The 21,122-nt window shown below is 62.2% G+C and carries 19 protein-coding genes; 7 read left to right on the forward strand and 12 right to left on the reverse strand.

The genetic code is table 11. The features are described 5' to 3' along the window. The 4 genes from C9990_RS26790 to pmbA all read right to left on the reverse strand — a co-directional run bounded on the left by C9990_RS26790 (position 1) and on the right by pmbA (position 3,728). Positions 1-444 (reverse strand): hypothetical protein, encoded by a 444-nt coding sequence (locus C9990_RS26790; protein ID WP_065900711.1) that lies wholly within the window; start codon positions 442-444, stop codon positions 1-3. Between the two features lie 27 nt (positions 445-471). Further along, positions 472-1,848, reverse strand: a complete 1,377-nt coding sequence (locus C9990_RS26795) for a lyase family protein (RefSeq protein ID WP_106805146.1) — start codon at positions 1,846-1,848, stop codon at positions 472-474. After that, the gene (locus tag C9990_RS26800) at positions 1,841-2,236 is read right to left on the reverse strand and encodes a FagA protein (RefSeq protein ID WP_065900706.1); all 396 of its coding nucleotides are present in this window, start codon (positions 2,234-2,236) and stop codon (positions 1,841-1,843) included. The genes C9990_RS26795 and C9990_RS26800 overlap by 8 nt, the downstream gene beginning before the upstream one ends. Before the next feature lie 145 nt (positions 2,237-2,381). Then, complete coding sequence (gene pmbA, locus C9990_RS26805) at positions 2,382-3,728, reverse strand: metalloprotease PmbA (RefSeq protein ID WP_065900704.1); 1,347 nt, start codon at positions 3,726-3,728, stop codon at positions 2,382-2,384. A gap of 108 nt (positions 3,729-3,836) precedes the next feature. On the opposite strand from pmbA, the gene yjgA reads away from it, so the two are divergent. Beyond that, positions 3,837-4,358, forward strand: a complete 522-nt coding sequence (gene yjgA, locus C9990_RS26810; protein WP_065900703.1) for a ribosome biogenesis factor YjgA — start codon at positions 3,837-3,839, stop codon at positions 4,356-4,358. Between the two features lie 45 nt (positions 4,359-4,403). Here yjgA and tldD read toward each other — a convergent pair whose 3' ends face one another. The 8 genes from tldD to mreB all read right to left on the reverse strand — a co-directional run bounded on the left by tldD (position 4,404) and on the right by mreB (position 15,638). Then, positions 4,404-5,846, reverse strand: a complete 1,443-nt coding sequence (gene tldD / locus C9990_RS26815; protein ID WP_065900701.1) for a metalloprotease TldD — start codon at positions 5,844-5,846, stop codon at positions 4,404-4,406. A gap of 16 nt (positions 5,847-5,862) precedes the next feature. Beyond that, on the reverse strand, positions 5,863-6,711 hold the full coding sequence (locus tag C9990_RS26820; RefSeq protein ID WP_106805147.1) for a carbon-nitrogen hydrolase family protein: 849 nt from the start codon (positions 6,709-6,711) through the stop codon (positions 5,863-5,865). A 48-nt stretch (positions 6,712-6,759) separates the two neighbouring features. Next, positions 6,760-10,575, reverse strand: a complete 3,816-nt coding sequence (locus C9990_RS26825; RefSeq protein WP_106805148.1) for a YhdP family protein — start codon at positions 10,573-10,575, stop codon at positions 6,760-6,762. A gap of 76 nt (positions 10,576-10,651) precedes the next feature. Further along, a complete protein-coding gene (rng, locus tag C9990_RS26830; RefSeq protein WP_010213134.1) occupies positions 10,652-12,109 on the reverse strand; it encodes a ribonuclease G in 1,458 nt (485 codons plus the stop codon). Positions 12,110-12,180: 71 nt separating this feature from the next. Next, on the reverse strand, positions 12,181-12,777 hold the full coding sequence (locus tag C9990_RS26835) for a nucleoside triphosphate pyrophosphatase (protein WP_106805149.1): 597 nt from the start codon (positions 12,775-12,777) through the stop codon (positions 12,181-12,183). A gap of 51 nt (positions 12,778-12,828) precedes the next feature. Further along, the gene (gene mreD, locus C9990_RS26840; protein WP_003171788.1) at positions 12,829-13,317 is read right to left on the reverse strand and encodes a rod shape-determining protein MreD; all 489 of its coding nucleotides are present in this window, start codon (positions 13,315-13,317) and stop codon (positions 12,829-12,831) included. Then, positions 13,318-14,460, reverse strand: coding sequence for a rod shape-determining protein MreC (gene mreC, locus C9990_RS26845; RefSeq protein ID WP_106805150.1), 1,143 nt, complete (start codon positions 14,458-14,460; stop codon positions 13,318-13,320). A gap of 140 nt (positions 14,461-14,600) precedes the next feature. Further along, the gene (gene mreB / locus C9990_RS26850; RefSeq protein ID WP_002555108.1) at positions 14,601-15,638 is read right to left on the reverse strand and encodes a rod shape-determining protein MreB; all 1,038 of its coding nucleotides are present in this window, start codon (positions 15,636-15,638) and stop codon (positions 14,601-14,603) included. A 210-nt stretch (positions 15,639-15,848) separates the two neighbouring features. Here mreB and gatC point away from each other — a divergent pair, with 210 nt between their 5' ends. From gatC to C9990_RS26880, 6 genes are all read left to right on the forward strand, one after another. Continuing rightward, positions 15,849-16,136: an Asp-tRNA(Asn)/Glu-tRNA(Gln) amidotransferase subunit GatC gene (gatC, locus tag C9990_RS26855; protein ID WP_065900690.1), complete on the forward strand. Its 288-nt coding sequence runs from the start codon at positions 15,849-15,851 to the stop codon at positions 16,134-16,136. Between the two features lie 16 nt (positions 16,137-16,152). After that, positions 16,153-17,604, forward strand: coding sequence for an Asp-tRNA(Asn)/Glu-tRNA(Gln) amidotransferase subunit GatA (gatA, locus tag C9990_RS26860; RefSeq protein ID WP_065900689.1), 1,452 nt, complete (start codon positions 16,153-16,155; stop codon positions 17,602-17,604). A gap of 10 nt (positions 17,605-17,614) precedes the next feature. Beyond that, entirely contained in the window at positions 17,615-19,060 is a 1,446-nt protein-coding gene (gene gatB, locus C9990_RS26865) for an Asp-tRNA(Asn)/Glu-tRNA(Gln) amidotransferase subunit GatB (protein ID WP_106805151.1), read from the forward strand. Positions 19,061-19,204: 144 nt separating this feature from the next. Then, positions 19,205-19,576 (forward strand): septal ring lytic transglycosylase RlpA family protein, encoded by a 372-nt coding sequence (locus C9990_RS26870; protein WP_106805152.1) that lies wholly within the window; start codon positions 19,205-19,207, stop codon positions 19,574-19,576. Positions 19,577-19,634: 58 nt separating this feature from the next. Continuing rightward, positions 19,635-20,681 (forward strand): calcium/sodium antiporter, encoded by a 1,047-nt coding sequence (locus C9990_RS26875; protein ID WP_177343924.1) that lies wholly within the window; start codon positions 19,635-19,637, stop codon positions 20,679-20,681. Beyond that, a complete protein-coding gene (locus tag C9990_RS26880; RefSeq protein WP_065900684.1) occupies positions 20,678-21,061 on the forward strand; it encodes a carboxymuconolactone decarboxylase family protein in 384 nt (127 codons plus the stop codon). The genes C9990_RS26875 and C9990_RS26880 overlap by 4 nt, the downstream gene beginning before the upstream one ends. Positions 21,062-21,122 lie beyond the last annotated feature (61 nt).

A 21,122-nucleotide genomic window follows, 5' to 3' on the forward strand; every position in this document is an offset into this window, starting at 1 on the left:
TCAATGTGCTCCGTAATAAGGACTGTTGCGAGTCGACGCATCCGAGGGCGCCGCCGTGCTGCCCAGCAGCCGATGAGTACGCGGGTACTCGCCGTGGTCGCTGATGAAATTCAACAGCTCGACGTAGGTCTTGCTGCTCTGGCGCAGGGCCGCTTCACGCAATTGCGGGCTCAGGCGCGGGTCCTGCATGGTCTGCAAGAGGCGCTGATGGATCGCGCAAAGATATTCGGCGCTCTCCTCCGGCTGGTTCAGGCGCAGGTGCAGGTCCGCCAGGTTGTGATGGGAAATGACGCAAGCCGCCACCGCTTCGTCGGCATCCGCCCAGCGCTCGAACAACACCTGAGCCAGGGCCAGGGCCTGTAGATAGGCCTCGCGAGCGTCTACCAGCTCGCCCTGCATAAAGCAGCGATTGGCCCGTTCGATCGTGCGTTTCCAATGCTCCATGGTGAGCCTCCAAAGCAGTGTCGGTGATTACACGCCGCCGGCCGTGAGCTTTTCCGGGTCCAGCAGGACCTCCAGTTGGCTGCGCGGCAAGTCGGTGTGCTCGAGGGCGACATCAATCACCGGGCGGCCTTGCTGATAGGCCTTCTTGGCGATTTCAGCGGCCTTTTGGTAACCAATGATCGGGTTGAGTGCGGTGACCAGGATCGGGTTGCGCGAGAGCGCTTCCTTGAGCTTGGCTTCGTTGACCTTGAAGCTGGCGATGGCCTTGTCCGCCAACAGGCGACTGGAATTCGCCAGCAGTTCCAGGCTGCCGAGCAGGTTCTGCGCGATGATCGGCAACATCACATTCAGCTCGAAATTGCCCGACTGGCCGGCGATGGTGATCACACTGTCGTTGCCGATCACCTGCGCGGCGACCATCGCAGTCGCTTCCGGGATCACCGGATTGACCTTGCCGGGCATGATCGACGAGCCAGGCTGCAGGCCCTCCAGTTCGATTTCTCCGAGGCCGGCGAGCGGGCCGGAGTTCATCCAGCGCAGGTCATTGGCGATTTTCATCAGCGAGACGGCAACGGCTTTCAACTGGCCCGAGACGGCGACGGCGGTGTCCTGGGAGCCAATCAACGCGAACAGGTTCTTGCCCGGGGTGAACTTCACGCCGGTCAGGCTGCTCAGTTGCTGGCTGAAGCGCGCAGCAAATTCCGGGTGCGCATTGATCCCCGTGCCCACCGCCGTACCACCCTGGGCCAGGGCCTGCAGGCTGGGCAGCAGGTCCTGCAAATGACCGATATTGGCCTTGAGCTGCTGCGCCCAACCGTTGAGCACCTGGCTCATGCGCACGGGCATGGCGTCCATCAGGTGAGTACGGCCGGTCTTGATGAACGGATGGACTTCTTCGGCCTTCTGCTCGATCACCTGTACCAGGTGCAGCAGTGCCGGCAGCGTTTGCTCGTGCAGCACCAGCGCGGCGCTGACGTGGATCGTGGTCGGGATGATGTCGTTGCTGCTTTGCCCGCAGTTGACGTGATCATTGGGATTGACCGCTTCGCCGAGCAAACGGCTGGCGAGAGTCGCGATCACTTCGTTGGCGTTCATGTTGGAGCTGGTGCCGGAACCGGTCTGGAAGATGTCCACCGGGAAGTGCTGCATGAAATCGCCTTCGAGCAAGCCCTGGGCGGCATCGACGATGGCCTTGCCCTGCCCTTCGCTGATTTGCTTGAGGTCGACGTTGACCTTGGCGGCCGCGGTCTTGGCCAGGATCAGGGCGCGGATGAACTGCGCCGGCATGCGCTGATGGCTGATCGGAAAGTTGTTCACCGCGCGCTGGGTTTGCGCACCGTACAAGGCCTCGGCCGGCACCTGCAGTTCGCCCATGCTGTCGCGTTCGATACGGGTGTTACTCATCGTTAGATCCTTGCACCAGGTCGGAGTGAGAAATAGACGGCAGCAATTCGCAGGTCGCCAATTGCCAGGCAAAGGTCTGCCAGCGCTTGAGGCGGCAGGCACAGCGGGAGAGTTTTTCCAGGTCGCGCAGCGGGCGCCAGGCTTGGTCCAGGCACAGGGATCGCCAGTGCCAGGGCAAGGCGATATCGCTGGCGGTGTCGATCAGCAGCCGGAATGACGTTTCAGCGATCGTCCACGGATGGGTGGCCGTGCAACACGCCAGGTATCGTCCTTCGTTGAGGTAATGTTCGATCAGGCGAGGTTCATTCGGATCCAGGCCACAGCGAATCTGACGACTCATCCAGCGCCAGCTCTCCAGGTACGGATCCTCATGCAGGACAGAACTCATGATCCACACTCATTCGGTAATGATATTTATTATTAAATGATATTGAGAATCAACGCAATGGCGACTGAGTAATCCACCTGTCAGGCAGGCATAAAAAAAGCGCGCTATCCGTGGGATAACGCGCTTTGGTTGAACCTCGCTACGGTCAGCTGCCGGCGACGGTCATCCGTTCGATCAATACCGAACCCGTGCGAATGTTGCTGCGCAGTTCCAGGTCATTGCCGACCGCCACGATCTGCTTGAACATGTCGCGCATATTGCCGGCAATGGTGACTTCCTGGACGGCAAATTGAATCTCGCCGTTTTCAACCCAGAACCCCGCCGCACCGCGCGAATAATCCCCAGTGACCATGTTCAGGCCCTGGCCCATTAACTCGGTCACCAGCAGGCCACGGCCCATGCGCCGCAACAACGCCGCTTGGTCTTCGTCGCCGTGGGTGACAAACAGGTTGTGTACGCCACCGGAGTTTGCAGTGCTCGGCAGGCCGAGCTTGCGGCCCGAGTAGGTGCCCAACACGTAGGACACCAATTCACCTTTCTCGACGAACGGCTTGGCATAAGTCGCCAGGCCATCGCCGTCGAACGCCGAACTGCCCATGGCCCGCATCAGGTGCGGACGTTCGTCGATGGTCAGCCACTCCGGAAACAGCTGCTGGCCGATCGCACCTTCCAGGAACGATGATTTACGGTACAGGTTGCCACCGGAAATCGCCCCCAGGAAACTGCCGAACAAGCCGCCGGCCAACTCCGCGGAAAACAGCACTGGCACTTCGCACGTCGGCACCGGGCGCGCGCCCAGGCGGCTCGCGGCACGTTGTGCAGCGCGCTGGCCAATACTGGCAGGGTCCGCCAACAAATCGCCCTGGCGGTTCACGTCGTACCAGTAGTCACGCTGCATCTGGCCATTGGCCTCGGCGATCATCACGCAGCTCAAGCTGTGTCGAGTGGATGCATAACCGCCGATAAAACCATGGCTGTTGCCATACACGCGACAGCCCTGATGGGTGCTCAACGTGGTGCCATCAGCGTTCTTGATGCGGGCATCAGCGTCGAACGCCGCCGCCTCACAGGTCAGTGCCTGCTCGATGGCTTGCTCGGGCGTGATGTCCCAGGCGTGGAACAGATCGAAGTCCTTCAGGTCCTTGGCCATCAGCGCTTTGTCGGCCAGGCCCGAGCTTTCATCCTCGGAGGTGTGCTTGGCGATTGCCAAGGCGGCGGCCACGGTTTCGCGAATCGCCTCCGGGCCACTCGCCGAGGTGCTGGCCGAACCTTTGCGCTGGCCCACGTACAAGGTGATGCCAAAGCCCTGGTCACGGTTGAATTCTACGGTTTCGACTTCCCGCTGGCGTACCGACGTCGACAGCCCCTGCTCCAGCGACACCGCAACTTCACAGGCGCTGGCCCCCTGGCGCTTGGCCTCGGCAAGGATCTGCTCGACTTGTTCCTGCAGTGCCGGTAACGCTTGCGGACCGACGCTTTGGGCTGCACTCATGGTTTTCTCCACTCAAATTCTGCTTTCGGTTAAGGCCATCGAGCGACCGGGCCGGACAAGCGGCCCCCGACTGGTTATCATGGCGGCGTTTCTTTGCGGACTGCCACCATGGTTGATTCTTACGACGACTCCCTCGATGGGGAGAAAAGCAAATCCCAGGTCAAACGTGAGCTGCATGCTCTGGTTGACCTCGGCGAGCGCCTTACAACCCTCAAGCCGGACTTGATTGCAAAACTGCCACTGACCGACGAAATGCGCCGGGCCCTGGCGGATGCGCCCAAGCACACCGCGAATATCGCGCGTAAACGGCACATCTCGTTTATCGGCAAACTGATGCGCGACCAGGACACTGACGCCATTCTGACCTTGCTCGATCAACTCGATGCCTCCACTCGCCAGTACAACGAACGTTTCCATAACCTGGAACGTTGGCGTGACCGCCTGATTTCGGGCGATGACGCTGTACTGGAGAAGTTTGTAGTGGATTATCCGGACGCGGACCGCCAGCAACTGCGCTCCCTGATTCGTCAGGCCCAGCACGAACTGGCGCAAAACAAGGCTCCGGCCACCAGCCGTAAAATCTTCAAGTACATCCGTGAGCTGGACGAGACTCAACGCGGCCTGCGCTGATCCTCTTCCCCGGGTGGCGACCTTCGCCACCCGGCGCTCCACGGCTTACGACCCCGTGCCACCCACGGTGATCGCATCAATCTTCAACGTTGGCTGGCCGACACCCACCGGCACCGACTGCCCATCTTTCCCGCACGTGCCCACGCCGCTGTCCAGCGCCAGGTCGTTGCCGACCATCGACACCTTGCTCATGGCTTCCGGGCCGTTGCCAATCAACGTTGCCCCCTTGACCGGCGCGGTAATCTTGCCGTCTTCGATCAGGTACGCCTCGCTGGTGGAGAACACGAACTTGCCACTGGTGATATCCACCTGGCCGCCACCGAGGTTGGCGCAGTAGATACCGCGTTTCACCGAGGCGATGATTTCCGCCGGATCGCTTTCGCCACCGAGCATGTACGTGTTGGTCATGCGCGGCATTGGCAGGTGCGCATAGGACTCGCGACGGCCGTTACCGGTGCGCGCCACGCCCATCAGGCGGGCGTTGAGCTTGTCTTGCATGTAGCCCTTGAGCACGCCGTTTTCGATCAGGGTGGTGCACTCGGTCGGAGTGCCTTCGTCGTCGACACTCAGCGAGCCACGGCGACCGGCCAGGGTGCCGTCATCGACGATCGTGCACAGCTTGGACGCGACCATCTCGCCCATGCGCCCGCTGTAGGCGGAGCTGCCCTTGCGGTTGAAGTCGCCTTCCAGGCCATGGCCGACCGCTTCGTGCAGCAACACGCCGGACCAGCCCGATCCCAGCACCACCGGCAACGTGCCAGCCGGCGCCGGAATCGCCTCCAGATTAACCAGCGCCTGGCGCAGCGCCTCACGGGCATACCCCATGGCGCGGTCATCGGTGAGGAAATATCGATAGTCGGTACGCCCGCCGCCGCCATGGCCGCCGCGCTCGCGACGGCCGTTCTGCTCGACGATCACACTGACATTGAACCGCACCAGCGGGCGCACATCCGCCGCCAGGCCGCCGTCGGTGGAGGCCACCAGGATGCGCTCCCACACACCGGCCATGCTCACGGTGACTTGCTGGATACGCGGGTCGAGGGCGCGGGTGGCCGCATCGATACGCTTGAGCAAATCGACTTTTTCCGCGCGGCTGATCACTTCCAGGGGGTTATCCGGCGCATACAATTGCGCCACATCCTGGGTGCTGAACGCCTGCACCGTGCCGTTCTGGCCGGCGCGGGAAATCGAACGCGCAGCACGCGCGGCCAGGCCGAGGGCCTCCAGGGTGATTGCGTTGCTGTAGGCGAAGCCGGTTTTCTCACCGGACTGCGCACGCACGCCCACGCCTTGGTCGAGGTTGAAACTGCCTTCCTTGACGATGCCATCTTCCAGCGCCCAGGACTCGGAAATCTGCCCTTGGAAATACAGGTCGGCGGCGTCGATGCCGGGTCCGGCCAGATCGCCGAGCACGGTTTGCAGACTTTCGATGGTCACGCCACCGGGTGCCAGGAGGTGTTCACTGACTGAGGACAACAACTCGCTCATAGGTTTGGCCTTAAATTCATCGTTCTGAAGCAGGTCGCTGCGCGCCCTGCGAGAAAAAGCGCCGATGGTTGACCACCGGCATGCGCGCCCGTATCGACGCCTGTTCACTGCTGTCGCGTGCGGCCAGCAACACCGCTTCGCCTTGATCCTGTTGTGTCAGCACACGCCCCCACGGGTCGACGATCGCCGCGTGGCCGTAAGTTTCCCGAGGGCCCGGATGCACGCCCCCCTGGGCTGCCGCCAGCAAGTAGCACTGGGTCTCGATGGCGCGTGCGCGAATCAGCACGTCCCAGTGCGCGGCGCCGGTCACTGCGGTAAAGGCCGAGGGCGCCGTAATCAATTCAGCCCCTGCCGCACGCAACTCGCTGTACAACTCCGGAAAGCGCAGGTCGTAGCACACGGTCAGGCCCAACCGGCCCACCGGCGTATCCGCCACCACCACGTTGCCACCGAAAGCATAGTCGTCGGATTCGCGATAACGACCCCGGGCATCCGCCACATCCACATCGAACAGGTGCAACTTGTCGTAGCGGGCAACGATCTCGCCCTGATCATCGATCAGCAGCGAGCAGGCATTGACCTTGGCATCCGGATGGTCCCTGGGCGGCAACGGTACAGTGCCGGCCACTATCCATAAGGTGAGGTCGCGGGCGGTCTGTTTCAACCATGGCAGGATCGGGCCTTCACCCAATGCCTCGGCGCGACCGATAGCGGCCACGTCGCGGCGGCCCATGGCGGCAAAGTTTTCCGGCAATACCGCCAGCTTCGCACCGCCTGCCGCCGCTTGCTCCAGCAAACGCCGGGCCTGGGCGAGATTGGCCAGCACATCACTCTGGCTGACCATTTGAATTACCGCAAAGGACATGGGCCGCTACTCCATAGAAGGCATGCGGCCATGCTACTCCACAGGCTCTCAGTTTGGTTTTTCAAATGGCTTGTCGAAGGTGATTTTTGGATCCTTCCACGGGCCTTCCACCTTGTATTGCACGCTGGCAAAGCGCGCCACACGGTCGCCGATCAGCTTGTCGATCAGGAACAACGCGCCGCCAATGGCCGGCGCCCCCACGATCAGCGCAGCAATCGGCAGGTTATTGGTGACGGGCAGAGTCACCAGCAACTTGGCGTCGACTCGATCGGCCACCAGGTCCAGGGTGCCGTTGAGCTCCAGGTTGGTCGACGGCCCGGTCATGGTGATGGGCTCACGGGTCACGAACACGCCATTACTGGCGGCCAACAAGCCTTTGACCCGGTCATAACTCAGGCCTTTGCCGAGCAGGTCGGAGAAGTCCAGGCGCAAACGGCGGCCGATGGAGTTGAAGTTAAGCAGGCCAAACACCCGCAGCGCCTGGGCGCCGCCTTCCACTTCAACGAACTGGCCGCTGCGGAAAGCCGCGTCCAGGCTGCCGGAGAAACGCTTCGGCCCGACATAAGCCGGCGAACCGGGCCAGCGACCGTCCACATCCAGGTGAAAGTCCTTGCTGGTGACCGTCGGCGCGTAGCCCCAGCCCTTGAGCACATCGCCGATGTTCTTGCCATCCAGGCGGCCCTTGTACCAGCTGCCGCTGGCTCCCGGCGCACCTTCCCAGCCACCGGCGCCCTTGAGCTGCATGCCCTTGAGCCCCAGGTCCAGGTTGTTGAAGGCCAGGCCCTTGGCGGTCGGACGGATTTTCAGTGACCACGCCCCGACAAGGTCGGGCCCTTGGAACAGTTGATCAATCGCGATATCCAGGGCCGGAATGTCCTTGGGGTCGACGTCAGCCAATGGGTCCGGGGCGTTCTCGTCGGCCTGCACCGTCGGGTCCACCGCCGGCAGTTTCACGTATTGCAGGTTGACCGCAATCGGTGCGCCCTTGGCGTCCGGCAGGTTCACCGTGCCTTTGGCTTGCTGGCTGTCGAGCTGCAGGCCCCAGGCGGCAGGCTTGCGGTCCAGTTGCAGGCTGACCTGATCAAACTGGGTGCCAAAGCCGGTCAGTTTGCCCACCTTGAAGTCTGCGCCGCTGAGCAATTGCTTGGCGCTGCCGCCCGGGTCCTTGCCCGCATAGCGGTCGACCAGTTTTTTCCACGGGTCGATATCCAACTCGGAGAGCACACCGCGAATCCGCAGGCCCTTGCCTGCGGGCAGCACCGCATCGCCATCGCCGAGGAACAACTCGCCGCGCCCGTCATTGAATTTTTCCGGCGGCGCGGCAAAGGTAAAGTTCGCCAACTCGCCATAGTCAAACCAGTAGCGCCGCTCGGCACCCTGCAAGGTCATGCGGAACGTGCTGTCGCGGCCCTGGCTGGCCGGCATGCCGAACGGGGCCGGCAGGTCCACCGCCACGCCCTTGAGGTTGGAACTGACCATCAACTGGCTGTCGGCGCCGTCCAGGTTGACCTGCAGCTGGTACGGGATATCCCCGGATACCGGCAATGGCTGGCTGATTTTCAGCCAATCGGTCAGCCGCTTGACCGTGACCTGCCCCTTGGCCGTCACACGGGTGCTGATACTACCCGGCTTGCCATCGGCGAAAATCTGCGCGGTGATCGGCCGGTCAAACGCCTGCGCCGTGATGTTCTGGCCGCTCAGGCCCTTGGCACTGTCAAAACGGAAATCGCCCTTGAGCTGGGTCAGGTCCAGGGTCGGCTCAGCCAATTGCAGGCGCGCCTTGTCGGTCTGGAAATCCACCACGATCTTGGGCTCGGTGCCCTTGGCCAATGGAATGTCCAGGTCGAGCTTGCCTTTCAGGTCGCCCTCGCCTTTCCAGCCGGCAAAGGTCGATGCCGTGCCGATCGGAGCTTCCTGCAGGATCTTCAGGCCATCGCCAAGCCCGCCGGCAAATTCGCCGGTGAGCAACAGGTGGCTGTCCTTGCCCTCAGGCGCGTGCGGAATATTGACGTAGACGTCCTTGACCTTGGTGTCGAGCAGTTGGCCCTTGCTGGCCAGGATGCGCACCCCGCTCTCTTCGACGAACACTTCGCCCTTGACCTTGCTCACATGCGGCCAGCCAGGCTGGAACGCCAGCTCGGCGTCGTGCACCTTGAAGAACAGGCTGATGTTGCGTGAAGCCGGCAATGCGTCGTGGTTCAGCGAACCCTGGTACTGGAAGAAACCCTGGTCGACCGCGCCCTTGAGAATCGCCGTGCGCAGCCATTCGTCCAGGGCCGGGCTCAGCACCGCGGGCAAATACTTGGGGGTGAAACGCCCATCGCCGTCGACCATGCCGACCCGCAGGTCCATGTAGTCTTCCTGGGTATGGTCGAAATGCAGGCGAATCAGGAAATCCGCCGCGATCTTGCCCTCCTCACCCAGCACCTTGATATACGGGGCGATCAGGGTGAAACCCTGCTTGTCGAGTTTCCAGGTCAGGCGTGCATTGGCCTGGAGGTACTGCCAGGGCTTGGCGAAAATCGGGTCGAGGTGCAGGGAAAAGTCCTTGCTGTCCATGCGCAGCTCGCCATGGCCCAAGTCGCCACTGATGCTGCCGGACACGTTGCGCGCAGCCGGCGCGCCGAAGTACGCATCAAAACCCACACGTTCGAGATTGGCGGCGAAGCTGACCTTCTGGTCGGTGCTGTCCTGGGGACGGAAATCCACCAGCACATTACGCAGCAAGCCGGTGGCCTTGAGGTGTTCGATAGTCTTGGCGAAGCCTTCGGGCAGCGGCGCCAGGGCATTCAACAGTGGGGTGATCGGCGTGAGGTCCAGGCGGTCAGCCTGCAGCTTCCAGACCTCCTGCGCCGTGTCGGTGGGCAGGCTTTGCTGCAGCTGCAGCCGCGACTCCCAGCGGGTGTCCCCCAGGTTCATGGCCAGCGAGTCGACCAACACCTTGAGACCGCTCTCGCCGCGCTGCACGTACGCTGTCAGCGCGAGGTTTTCGATATGCACGGGCTTGCGGTCGGCGTAGCTGCCCTTCACCTGTGGCGAGTTAAGGCGCACCACCGCGCTCTGCACGGTGCGCTGGCCCCAGCTCAACCAGAATTCGCCGCCGGCCTTGAATTGGGTGAGCTTCCACTGCTGGGTCAGCCGGGCCGGAATCCACTTGGCCCAGTCGCTTTGCGGCAGGCTCAGGTAGGCATCGACGGCACCGTCTTTCCACTGGCTCGCGCGAATGCGACTGCGCAGGCTCATGGCCAGCGGCTGGCCGTCGGGCAGTGTCAGGCGGGCATCCAGGCGCTGGCGGGTGGCCCCCGCGTGCAGGCTCAGGCCCACGTACGTCAGGGTCAGCGGTGCCTGGCCGTACGGCTGCAACGTGACCTGGCTGTCGAGCAAAGACACGCGCTTGACCCTTTGCATGCGCGTGAGCACCTGCTCCGGGTCCAACGGCTGGTCATCCTGCACCGGCAAGCCTTGCAAGGCCCAATGGCCGTCCTTGTCTTCCTTGACGCTCAATTGCAGACCACTGACTTCCAGATGGGCAATGCGCACTTCGCGCGCCATCAGGCTGGCCCAGAGGTCCGGCACCACTTCGACCTGGTCCAGGCGCAAGGCACTGCTGCCCTCGCCGACCATCACGTCATGGGCCAGCAGCACCGGCGCAAAGCCGCTCCAACGCCCTTCGAGGCTGCCGATCTGCAGCGGCATGTCCACCGCGGCCTGGGCCTTGGCTTCAATTTCTGCGCGGTATTCAGCCACCAACGGGGTCAATTCACGACCCAGGCTCACGTACACCGCCGCCAACACCAGCAGCAAAGCGCACAGGCCCAGGCCCCAACGGGTCAAAGCGGCAAAAAAGCGTATCAGACGCTCCATGTCAGGCGACCCTCAAGGCAGTAGACGGACAGCAGATCAAGGTCTGCAGGTCTCGTAAAAAGAAAACGATTGGGGATCAGAGCAGCACCACGTCGTATTGTTCCTGGGAATACATGGTTTCAACCTGGAAGCGGATCGTGCGCCCGATAAAACCTTCCAGTTCTGCCACGTTGCCGGACTCCTCGTCGAGCAACCGGTCGACCACTTTCTGGTTGGCGAGCACTCTATAGCCTTCGGCCTGGTAGGCACGCGCCTCCCGTAGGATTTCGCGGAAAATCTCGTAGCAAACCGTTTCCGGGGTCTTCAACTTGCCGCGCCCCTGGCAGCTGCTGCACGGCTCGCACAGCACTTGCTCCAGGCTTTCGCGCGTGCGTTTGCGGGTCATCTGCACCAGGCCCAGCTCGGTAATGCCGATGATGTTGGTCTTGGCGTGATCGCGCTCCAGCTGTTTCTCCAGGGTGCGCAACACCTGGCGCTGGTGCTCTTCGTCTTCCATGTCGATGAAGTCGATGATGATGATGCCGCCCAGGTTGCGCAGGCGCAGTTGACGGGCAATCGCGGTGGCCGCTTCGAGGTTGGTCTTGAAGATGGTTTCTTCTAGGTTGCGGTGACCGACAAACGCCCCGGTGTTGACGTCGATGGTGGTCATGGCTTCCGCCGGGTCCACCACCAGGTAACCGCCCGATTTGAGCGGGACCTTGCGTTCCAGGGCTTTCTGGATTTCGTCTTCGACGCCATACAGGTCAAAGATCGGCCGCTCGCCCGGGTAATGCTCCAGGCGGTCGGCAATTTCCGGCATCAATTCGGCAACAAATTGCGTGGTTCGCTGGAAGGTTTCCCGCGAGTCGATGCGAATTTTCTCGATCTTCGGGCTGACCAGGTCGCGCAAGGTCCGCAGGGCCAGACCGAGGTCTTCGTAGATAACGCTCGGCGCACCGATGGTCTTGATCTGCGCGCCGATCTGGTCCCACAGGCGCCGCAGGTAGCGGATATCCATGAGGATTTCATCGGCACCGGCGCCTTCGGCAGCCGTGCGTAGGATAAAACCGCCGGCCTCCTTGATACCTTCGGCCGCCACACAGTCGCTGACCACCTTTTTCAGGCGCTCGCGCTCGGCTTCGTCTTCGATCTTCAGCGAAATGCCGACATGCGCGGTGCGCGGCATGTACACCAGGTAGCGCGACGGGATCGACAGCTGGGTTGTCAGCCGTGCGCCCTTGGAGCCGATGGGGTCCTTGGTGACTTGCACCACCAGGCTCTGCCCTTCGTGCACCAGGGCGCTGATGCTTTCGACTGCCGGGCCCTCGCGCAGGGAAATTTCCGAGGCGTGGATAAACGCAGCACGGTCCAGGCCGATGTCGACGAATGCGGCCTGCATCCCCGGCAGTACTCGCACCACCTTGCCTTTGTAGATATTGCCGACGATCCCGCGCTTCTGGGTGCGCTCGACGTGCACTTCTTGCAGAACACCGTTCTCTACCACCGCCACGCGCGATTCCATCGGCGTGATATTGATCAGAATCTCTTCACTCATGGCTGGGTCTCGTTCAGGCATTTTCACAATAGTGACCGATCGCTTAAGGCTGGGCGCGCAATTAAAGGCGTTCAGCGCGCGGTAAGGTGTTGCCAACAGGGTATGCCGAATTCGGCGAGCAGTTGCGCGGTTTCGCACACCGGCAGGCCCACCACGGCGGAATAACTACCATTGAGACCGGCAACGAACACCGAACCCAGGCCCTGGATAGCATAGCCGCCCGCTTTGTCCTGGGGTTCGCCACTGTGCCAGTAGGTCGTAGCCTCTTCGACAGAAATCCCGCGAAACCGTACGCGACTGCTAACACAGTGGGTTTCGCAGCGTTGGCCGTCAGTCAGGGCAATGGCGGTCAGCACTTCATGCTCACGCCCCGCCAGGGCCATCAGCATCGCCAGCGCGTCGGCCTGGTCTACCGGCTTGCCGAGGATCTTGCCGTCCACAATCACGGCGGTGTCGGCGCCCAGCACACAAGCGTCGGCGGTGTGTTCAAGCGCAGCAAAACCCGCCGCTGCCTTGCCGCGAGCAAGACGCTCGACGTAGGCAACGGCGGCTTCGTTGGTAAGAGGGGTTTCATCAATGGCGGCGCTGACCACGGTGAAAGGCACACCGATCTGGGTCAGCAGTTCACGCCGCCGCGGGGAGCCCGAGGCCAGGTAAAGCGAATTCATTGCAGACTCTCCCTGTAGAGTTCGATAACCAGGCAGAGCCTCGCAATCCATTCAATTGATTTTATAGCGACGACGTAACCCACGCAGGCCGAAACTGATCCACGGCCACAACAAGGCGCTGACCAGGGCCGGCAGCACCAGTGCCAGGGTTGGCTGGCGATTGCCGGTCAGGGCGCTCAGCCAGAGTTGCACCAGTTGCGCCAGGCCGAAGATCACCAGGATCACCAGGCATTGCTGCCACATGGGAAACATGCGCAGGCGTTGCTGCAACGACAGCACAAGGAAAGTGATCAGCGTCAGGATCAATGCGTTCTGGCCCAGCAAGGTGCCATACAGCACATCTTCCGCCAAGCCCAGAAACATGGCCGTGACCATGCCGACTTTGTGCGGCAGGTTCAGCGACCAGAAAGCCAGCAACAACGCCAGCCAGAGCGGACGCAGGATTTCCATGAATTGCGGCAGTGGCGAAACACTGAGCAACAAGCCGATGGCGAACGTCAGCCAGACGATCCAGCCATTGCGCGAATGAGTACCGGCCATTTATTCCTCCCTCTGCCGTGTGGTCGCCGGAGCGGTGGTCGCTGGGCGGGCGGCCGGTGCCGTCACGGGCGGCTTGGTCGCCGGTGCAGCAGCTGGCGCTGACGCAGGGGGTTTGGTCGCCGCCGGTTTAACCGGATGCGTGGTATGCGTCGCAGGCTTCACGGCGGTCGCCACAGGCGCTGCAGCTGGGGCCACCGCGGGCGTAACCGGTGCAGCAGCGGCAGGCTTGGGCACGGTCGCAGGAATGATGGGCGTGGTGCCATTCTTCTTGTCTTCCGCTTCCTGGGCCTGGGCAGCTTCGTTGGCGCGCTCTTCCGGGGTACGGTTGTCACTGAACACCAGCAGCAGGTAGCGGCTGCGGTTCAAGGCGGCAGTCGGCACCGCGCGCACAATGGCGAAGGGCTGGCCGGAATCGTGGATCACTTCCTTGACCGTCGCTACCGGGTAACCCGCCGGGAAGCGCTGGCCCAGGCCGGAGCTGACCAGCAGGTCGCCTTCCTTGATGTCGGCCGTATCGGCGACGTGGCGCAATTCCAGGCGTTCCGGGTTGCCGGTACCGCTGGCAATGGCGCGCAGGCCGTTACGGTTGACCTGCACGGGAATGCTGTGGGTCGTGTCCGTCAGCAACAGCACCCGCGAGGTGTAGGGCATCAACTCGACCACCTGCCCCATCAGGCCACGCGCATCGAGCACCGGCTGACCGAGCACCACGCCATCGCGCTCACCCTTGTTGATGATGATGCGGTGGGTAAAGGGGTTGGGGTCCATGCCGATCAACTCGGCCACTTCGACCTTTTCGTTGACCAGTGCGGAAGAATTGAGCAACTCGCGCAGCCGAACGTTCTGCTCGGTGAGGGCCGCGAGCTTTTGCATGCGCCCCTGCAACAGCAGGTTTTCGGTCTTGAGTTTTTCGTTCTCGGCGACCAGCTCGGTGCGGCTGCCGAATTGGCTGGCCACGCCCTGGTACAGACGTTGCGGCAGGTCGGTGATCCAGTATGTCTGCATCAACACCAGCGACATCTGGCTACGCACAGGCTTGAGCAGTGCAAAGCGGGCATCGACCACCATCAACGCGACCGAAAGCACGACCAGCACCAGCAGGCGCACGCCCAATGAGGGGCCTTTGGCGAAAAGCGGTTTAATAAGCCGCTCCTCCCAGGCAAATGTTCTCTTTATTCATACGGCATCTAACCGGCCTGGATGCAGATTGAAGAAGATAAACGCCAACAGGCAGCACTGCAAAGTGCTGCCTGCGGGCGAAACATGGGCAAACCAGCAAACTCTTATTCGCTGGAGAGCAGGTCCATGGTGTGTTTATCCATCATTTCCAGTGCACGGCCACCGCCACGGGCGACGCAGGTCAGCGGGTCTTCGGCAACGATCACCGGCAGGCCGGTTTCCTGGGCCAGCAGCTTGTCGAGGTCGCGCAGCAAGGCGCCACCACCGGTCAGCACCAGGCCACGCTCGGCGATGTCGGAAGCCAGTTCCGGCGGCGATTGCTCCAGGGCGCTCTTCACAGCCTGAACGATGGTGGCCAGGGACTCTTGCAGAGCTTCCAGCACTTCATTGGAGTTCAGGGTGAAGGCACGTGGAACGCCTTCGGCCAGGTTGCGACCGCGAACATCGACTTCGCGAACTTCGCCGCCCGGGTAAGCGGTACCGATTTCCTGCTTGATGCGCTCGGCGGTGGATTCGCCGATCAGGCTGCCGTAGTTGCGACGCACGTAGGTGATGATCGCTTCGTCGAAGCGGTCGCCGCCAACCCGTACGGATTCGGCATACACCACACCGTTCAGGGAGATCAGGGCGATTTCAGTGGTACCGCCACCGATATCCACCACCATCGAACCGCGGGCTTCTTCAACCGGCAGGCCGGCACCGATCGCAGCAGCCATTGGCTCTTCGATCAGGAATACTTCGCGGGCACCGGCACCGAGCGCCGATTCACGGATGGCACGGCGCTCCACCTGGGTGGACTTGCATGGAACGCAGATCAGCACACGAGGGCTGGGCTGCAGGAAACTGTTTTCGTGAACCTTGTTGATGAAATACTGCAGCATCTTCTCGCAGACACTGAAGTCGGCGATCACGCCGTCTTTCATCGGACGAATGGCAGCAATATTGCCTGGTGTACGGCCGAGCATGCGCTTGGCCTCGGTGCCAACGGCAACGACACTTTTCTGATTACCATGGGTCCGAATGGCCACAACCGATGGCTCATTCAGGACGATACCGCGCTCGCGCACGTAAATAAGGGTGTTGGCAGTGCCCAGGTCAATGGAAAGATCGCTGGAAAACATGCCACGCAGTTTCTTGAACATGGGAAAGGGACCCTAGGCAACGCGTGGGTAAAAAAGTGCGGCAAACTCTAACAACGACAGGGATTTTGGGCAAGGCGCCAATGTGCTAAATTGGCCGACTTTCTGTGCACCAACCCCCACAATCGCGGCCGTAAGACCGTAGAAATGCGGTAGTGTTCCGACAATCTAACACACGGACAGCCTCCGTTCTGTTTTCCACTGGAGATTCCCATGGCGCTTGAACGCTCCGACGTGGAAAAAATCGCTCATCTGGCCTCGCTTGGCCTGAATGAAGCCGATCTTCCACAGACCACCGCAGCCCTGAACAGCATTCTCGGGCTGGTTGACCAAATGCAGGCCGTGGACACCGACGGCATCGAGCCCCTGGCTCACCCGCTGGAAGCCAGCCAGCGCCTGCGCGCAGACGTCGTGACCGAGAGTAATAATCGCGAGGCCTACCAGTCCATCGCGCCAGCGGTCGAAAACGGCCTGTACCTGGTTCCGAAAGTCATCGACTAAAGGGAAAGAGCCTGCAATGCATCACATGACTCTGGCCGAGATCGCCCGCGGTCTCGCCGATAAAAAGTTTTCTTCCGAAGAGCTGACCAAGACCCTGCTGGCGCGCATCGCCGAGCACGATCCAAAGGTCAACAGCTTCATCAGCCTCACCGAGGAACTGGCGCTGAGCCAGGCCAAGGCCGCCGACGCACGTCGCGCCAACGGTGAGAATGGTGCCCTGCTGGGCGCGCCGATCGCCCACAAGGACTTGTTCTGCACCCAGGGCATTCGCACCAGCTGCGGCTCGAAGATGCTCGACAACTTCAAGGCGCCCTACGACGCCACCGTGGTGTCCAAGCTGGCTGCCGCCGGGGCCGTGACCCTGGGCAAGACCAACATGGACGAATTCGCCATGGGCTCGGCCAACGAGTCGAGCTACTACGGCGCGGTGAAAAACCCGTGGAACCTGGAGCACGTGCCCGGCGGTTCGTCCGGTGGTTCGGCTGCGGCCGTGGCGGCTCGCTTCCTGCCGGCTGCCACCGCCACCGATACCGGCGGCTCGATCCGCCAGCCGGCGGCCTTCACCAACCTCACCGGCCTGAAACCGACCTACGGTCGTGTTTCCCGCTGGGGCATGATCGCCTACGCATCCAGCCTCGATCAGGGCGGCCCCCTGGCTCGCACCGCCGAAGACTGCGCGATTTTGTTACAAGGCATGGCAGGCTTCGATAAACAGGACTCCACCAGCATCGATGAGCCGGTGCCGGACTACAGCGCCAGCCTCAATACCTCGCTCAAGGGCCTGCGCATCGGCGTGCCGAAGGAATACTTCAGCGCAGGCCTCGACCCGCGTATCGCCGAATTGGTGCACAACAGCGTCAAGGAGCTGGAAAAGCTCGGCGCCGTGATCAAGGAAATCAGCCTGCCGAACAACCAGCACGCGATTCCTGCGTACTACGTGATCGCGCCCGCTGAAGCCTCCTCCAACCTGTCGCGCTTCGACGGCGTGCGTTTTGGCTATCGCTGCGAAAACCCGAAAGACCTTACCGACCTGTACAAACGCTCGCGCGGCGAAGGCTTCGGTGTCGAAGTACAACGCCGGATCATGGTCGGTGCCTACGCGCTGTCGGCCGGTTACTACGACGCGTACTACCTCAAGGCGCAAAAAATCCGTCGCCTGATCAAGAACGACTTCATGGCGGCCTTTGAAGAAGTCGACGTCATCCTCGGCCCAACCACGCCCAACCCGGCCTGGAAGATCGGCGCCAAGACCGGCGACCCGATCGCCGAATACCTGGAAGACCTGTACACCATCACCGCCAACCTCGCGGGCCTGCCGGGCTTGTCCATGCCCGCCGGTTTCGTCGATGGCCTGCCGGTCGGCGTGCAACTGCTCGCCCCGTATTTCCAGGAAGGCCGCCTGCTCAATGTGGCGCACCAGTACCAGTTGCACACCGACTGGCACACCCGCACCCCTACCGGCTTCTGAGGAGAACACTATGCAATGGGAAGTTGTGATCGGGCTGGAGATTCATACCCAGCTCGCCACCCAATCGAAGATTTTCTCCGGTAGCGCCACCACGTTCGGCTCCGAGCCCAATACCCAGGCCAGCCTGGTCGACCTGGGCATGCCCGGTGTCCTGCCGGTGCTGAACCAGGAAGCGGTGCGCATGGCGGTGATGTTCGGCCTGGCGATCGACGCCGAGATCGGCCAGCACAACGTGTTCGCGCGCAAGAACTACTTCTACCCGGACCTGCCCAAGGGCTACCAGATCAGCCAGATGGAATTGCCGATCGTCGGCAAGGGCCACCTGGACATCCCGCTGGAAGACGGCACCATCAAGCGTGTCGGCGTAACCCGCGCGCACCTGGAAGAAGACGCCGGCAAGAGCCTGCACGAAGAATTCCCGGGTGCCACCGGTATCGACCTGAACCGCGCCGGCACGCCGTTGCTGGAGATCGTGTCCGAGCCGGACATGCGCAGCGCCAAGGAAGCCGTGGCCTACGTCAAGACCATCCACGCGCTGGTGCGCTACCTGGGCATCTGCGACGGCAACATGGCCGAAGGTTCGCTGCGCTGTGACTGCAACGTGTCGATCCGGCCCAAGGGCCAGGTCGAGTTCGGCACCCGTTGCGAGATCAAAAACGTCAACTCGTTCCGTTTCATCGAGAAGGCGATCAACAGCGAAGTGCGTCGCCAGATCGAGCTGATCGAAGACGGCGGCAAGGTCATCCAGCAGACCCGCCTGTACGACCCGAACAAAGACGAAACCCGCGCCATGCGCAGCAAGGAGGAAGCCAACGACTATCGTTACTTCCCCGATCCGGACCTGTTGCCGGTCGTCCTTGAAGACTCGTTCCTCAACGACATCCGCGCCACGTTGCCGGAATTGCCACAGCAGAAACGCGAGCGCTTCCAGGAGCAGTTCGGCCTGTCGGTCTACGATGCCAGCGTCCTGGCTTCCAGCCGTGAACAAGCCAACTACTTCGAGAAAGTCGTGAGCATCGCCGGTGACGCCAAGTTGGCGGCCAACTGGGTGATGGTTGAGCTGGGCAGCCTGCTGAACAAGCAAGGCCTGGAAATCGACGAAGCGCCGGTGTCCGCCGAGCAATTGGGCGGCATGCTGCTGCGCATCAAGGACAACACCATCTCCGGCAAAATCGCCAAGACCGTGTTCGAAGCGATGGCCAGCGGTGAAGGCAGCGCCGACGAAATCATCGAGAAGCGTGGCCTCAAGCAAGTCACCGACAGCGGCGCGATCTCGGCCGTGCTGGATGAAATGCTGGCCGCCAACGCCGAGCAGGTCGAGCAGTACCGTGCGGCAGACGAAGCCAAGCGCGGCAAGATGTTCGGCTTCTTTGTCGGCCAGGCCATGAAAGCCTCCAAGGGCAAGGCCAACCCGCAACAGGTGAACGAATTGCTGAAGAGCAAGCTCGAAGGCTGACACGTGCAGGACCCGGCTTCTGTGGGAGCCGGGCTCGCCCGCGATGCAGGCGCCTCGGAGCATCAGTTACACCGGGGTGAAGCCATCGCAGGCAAGCCAGCTCCCACGCAAGCCAACTCCAACATTTGTAATGGGACTCCTTGCATGAAGCGTCTACTCGGCCTGCTGGCCCTGTTCTCCCTACTGGCCGGTTGCGCCAGCGGCATCATCAACCCCAACGGCTACGACGAAACCGGCACCGCCTCCTATTACGGCGCCAAACACCATGGCAACAAGACCGCCAGCGGTGAACCCTTCAACCAGAACGCCCTGACCGCGGCCCATCGGCAACTGCCCTTCGGCACCCAGGTCAAGGTGACTAATCTGGACAACGACAAATCCGTCGTGGTCCGCATCAACGATCGCGGCCCGCATACGCGTGGGCGCTTGATCGACCTTTCACGCAAGGCTGCCGAACAACTGGGCATGCTCGGCAGTGGCACTGCGCGCGTGCGCGTGCAAGCCATGAGCAACTGAAGGCGCAGCCGTGGCCATTTTCGGATTGACCGCCCTCTCGCCCTGGAGCCTGCTCGAACTGGTCAGCGGCCTGCTGCTGCTGATCGTTGGCGCCGAGGTCCTGGTGCGCGCCGCCGTGCGCCTGGCCGCGAGCTTGAAAGTGCGACCGCTGATCATCGGCTTGAGCATCGTCGCCTTTGGCAGCAGTGCGCCACAGATGACCGTCAGCCTGCAGGCCACCCTGGCCGGCAACACCGATATCGCCGTGGGCAGCGTGATCGGCAGCAGTATCTTCAACATCCTGGTGACCCTCGGCCTGTCGGCGCTGATCATCCCCCTGCGCGTCTCACGCCAACTGGTGCGCGTGGATATCCCGGTGATGATCCTCGCCGGGCTGCTGGTATTCACCCTGGCGGCCAATGAAGAACTGACACCCGTCGACGGCTTGTGGTTGCTGTTGGCGCTGGTCGCCTACCTGGGCGTGCTGCACTACCAGACGCGCCATTCCCGCCGCCCGCGCACCCTCGACACCGTGGCCCGCGCGCCGTGGCTCAGCAGCGTTCTGCTGATGCTCGCAGGCCTGCTGGTGCTGGTCCTGGCCGGGCACTTGCTGCTGGGCGCGGCGGTGGATGTGGCAGCGGACCTGGGCCTCTCGGAACGCATCATCGGCCTCACGCTGATCGGCGTCGGTACCTCGCTGCCCTGCCTCGCCACCTCACTGATCGCCGCCCTGCGGGGGCAGCGGGAAATTGCCGTGGGCAACGTGATCGGCAGCAACCTGTTCAACCTGCTGGGCGTGCTGGGGATCACCGCCCTGCTCGCGCCCTCGCCGCTGTCGGTGTCGCCCAATGCATTGGATTTCGACCTGCCGGTGATGCTCGGTGTAGTGGTGCTGTGCCTGCCGGTGTTCTACACCGGTTATCGAGTGACCCGCGCCGAAGGCCTGGTGCTGCTGGGCCTGTACCTGGCGTACGGGCTGCACGTGATGTCGTTCACCACCGGCATGCCCCTCGCCAACAAGCTTGAACAACTGATGTTGTATTACGTCCTGCCAGTGCTGGTGGCTTTCCTGTTGTTCAGCACGCTGCGAGCCTGGCGCCGCCAACACAAGAGGGATTCGCAATGACCGATCAGAAAAAGCCCGGGGTTGAGATGCGTCGCCAGGTGATGGGCGATGTGTTCGTCGACCGTGCCCTGGGCAACGCCACCGAGTTCACCCAACCGCTGCAGGATTTCGTCAACGAGCATGCCTGGGGCAGCGTATGGAACCGCGAAGGCCTGCCGCTGAAGACCCGCAGCCTGATCACCCTCGCCGCCCTGACCGCGCTCAAGTGCCCGCAGGAACTCAAGGGCCACGTGCGTGGCGCGCTGAATAATGGCTGTACCGTTGAGGAGATTCGCGAAGCACTGCTGCACTGCGCGGTGTACGCCGGCGTCCCGGCGGCGATTGATGCGTTCCGCGCGGCGCAGGAAGTGATTGAGGCGTATCAGGCCGATCAGCCGTGACGGCGAGCTAGCTTTCGCAGGCAAGCCAGCTCCCACATTTGATCTCCATATGCCCAGGTGC

The sequence above is a fragment of the Pseudomonas sp. S5D5 genome (assembly GCF_003013355.1).
In the GTDB taxonomy this organism is placed as follows: domain Bacteria; phylum Pseudomonadota; class Gammaproteobacteria; order Pseudomonadales; family Pseudomonadaceae; genus Aquipseudomonas; species Aquipseudomonas aylmerensis.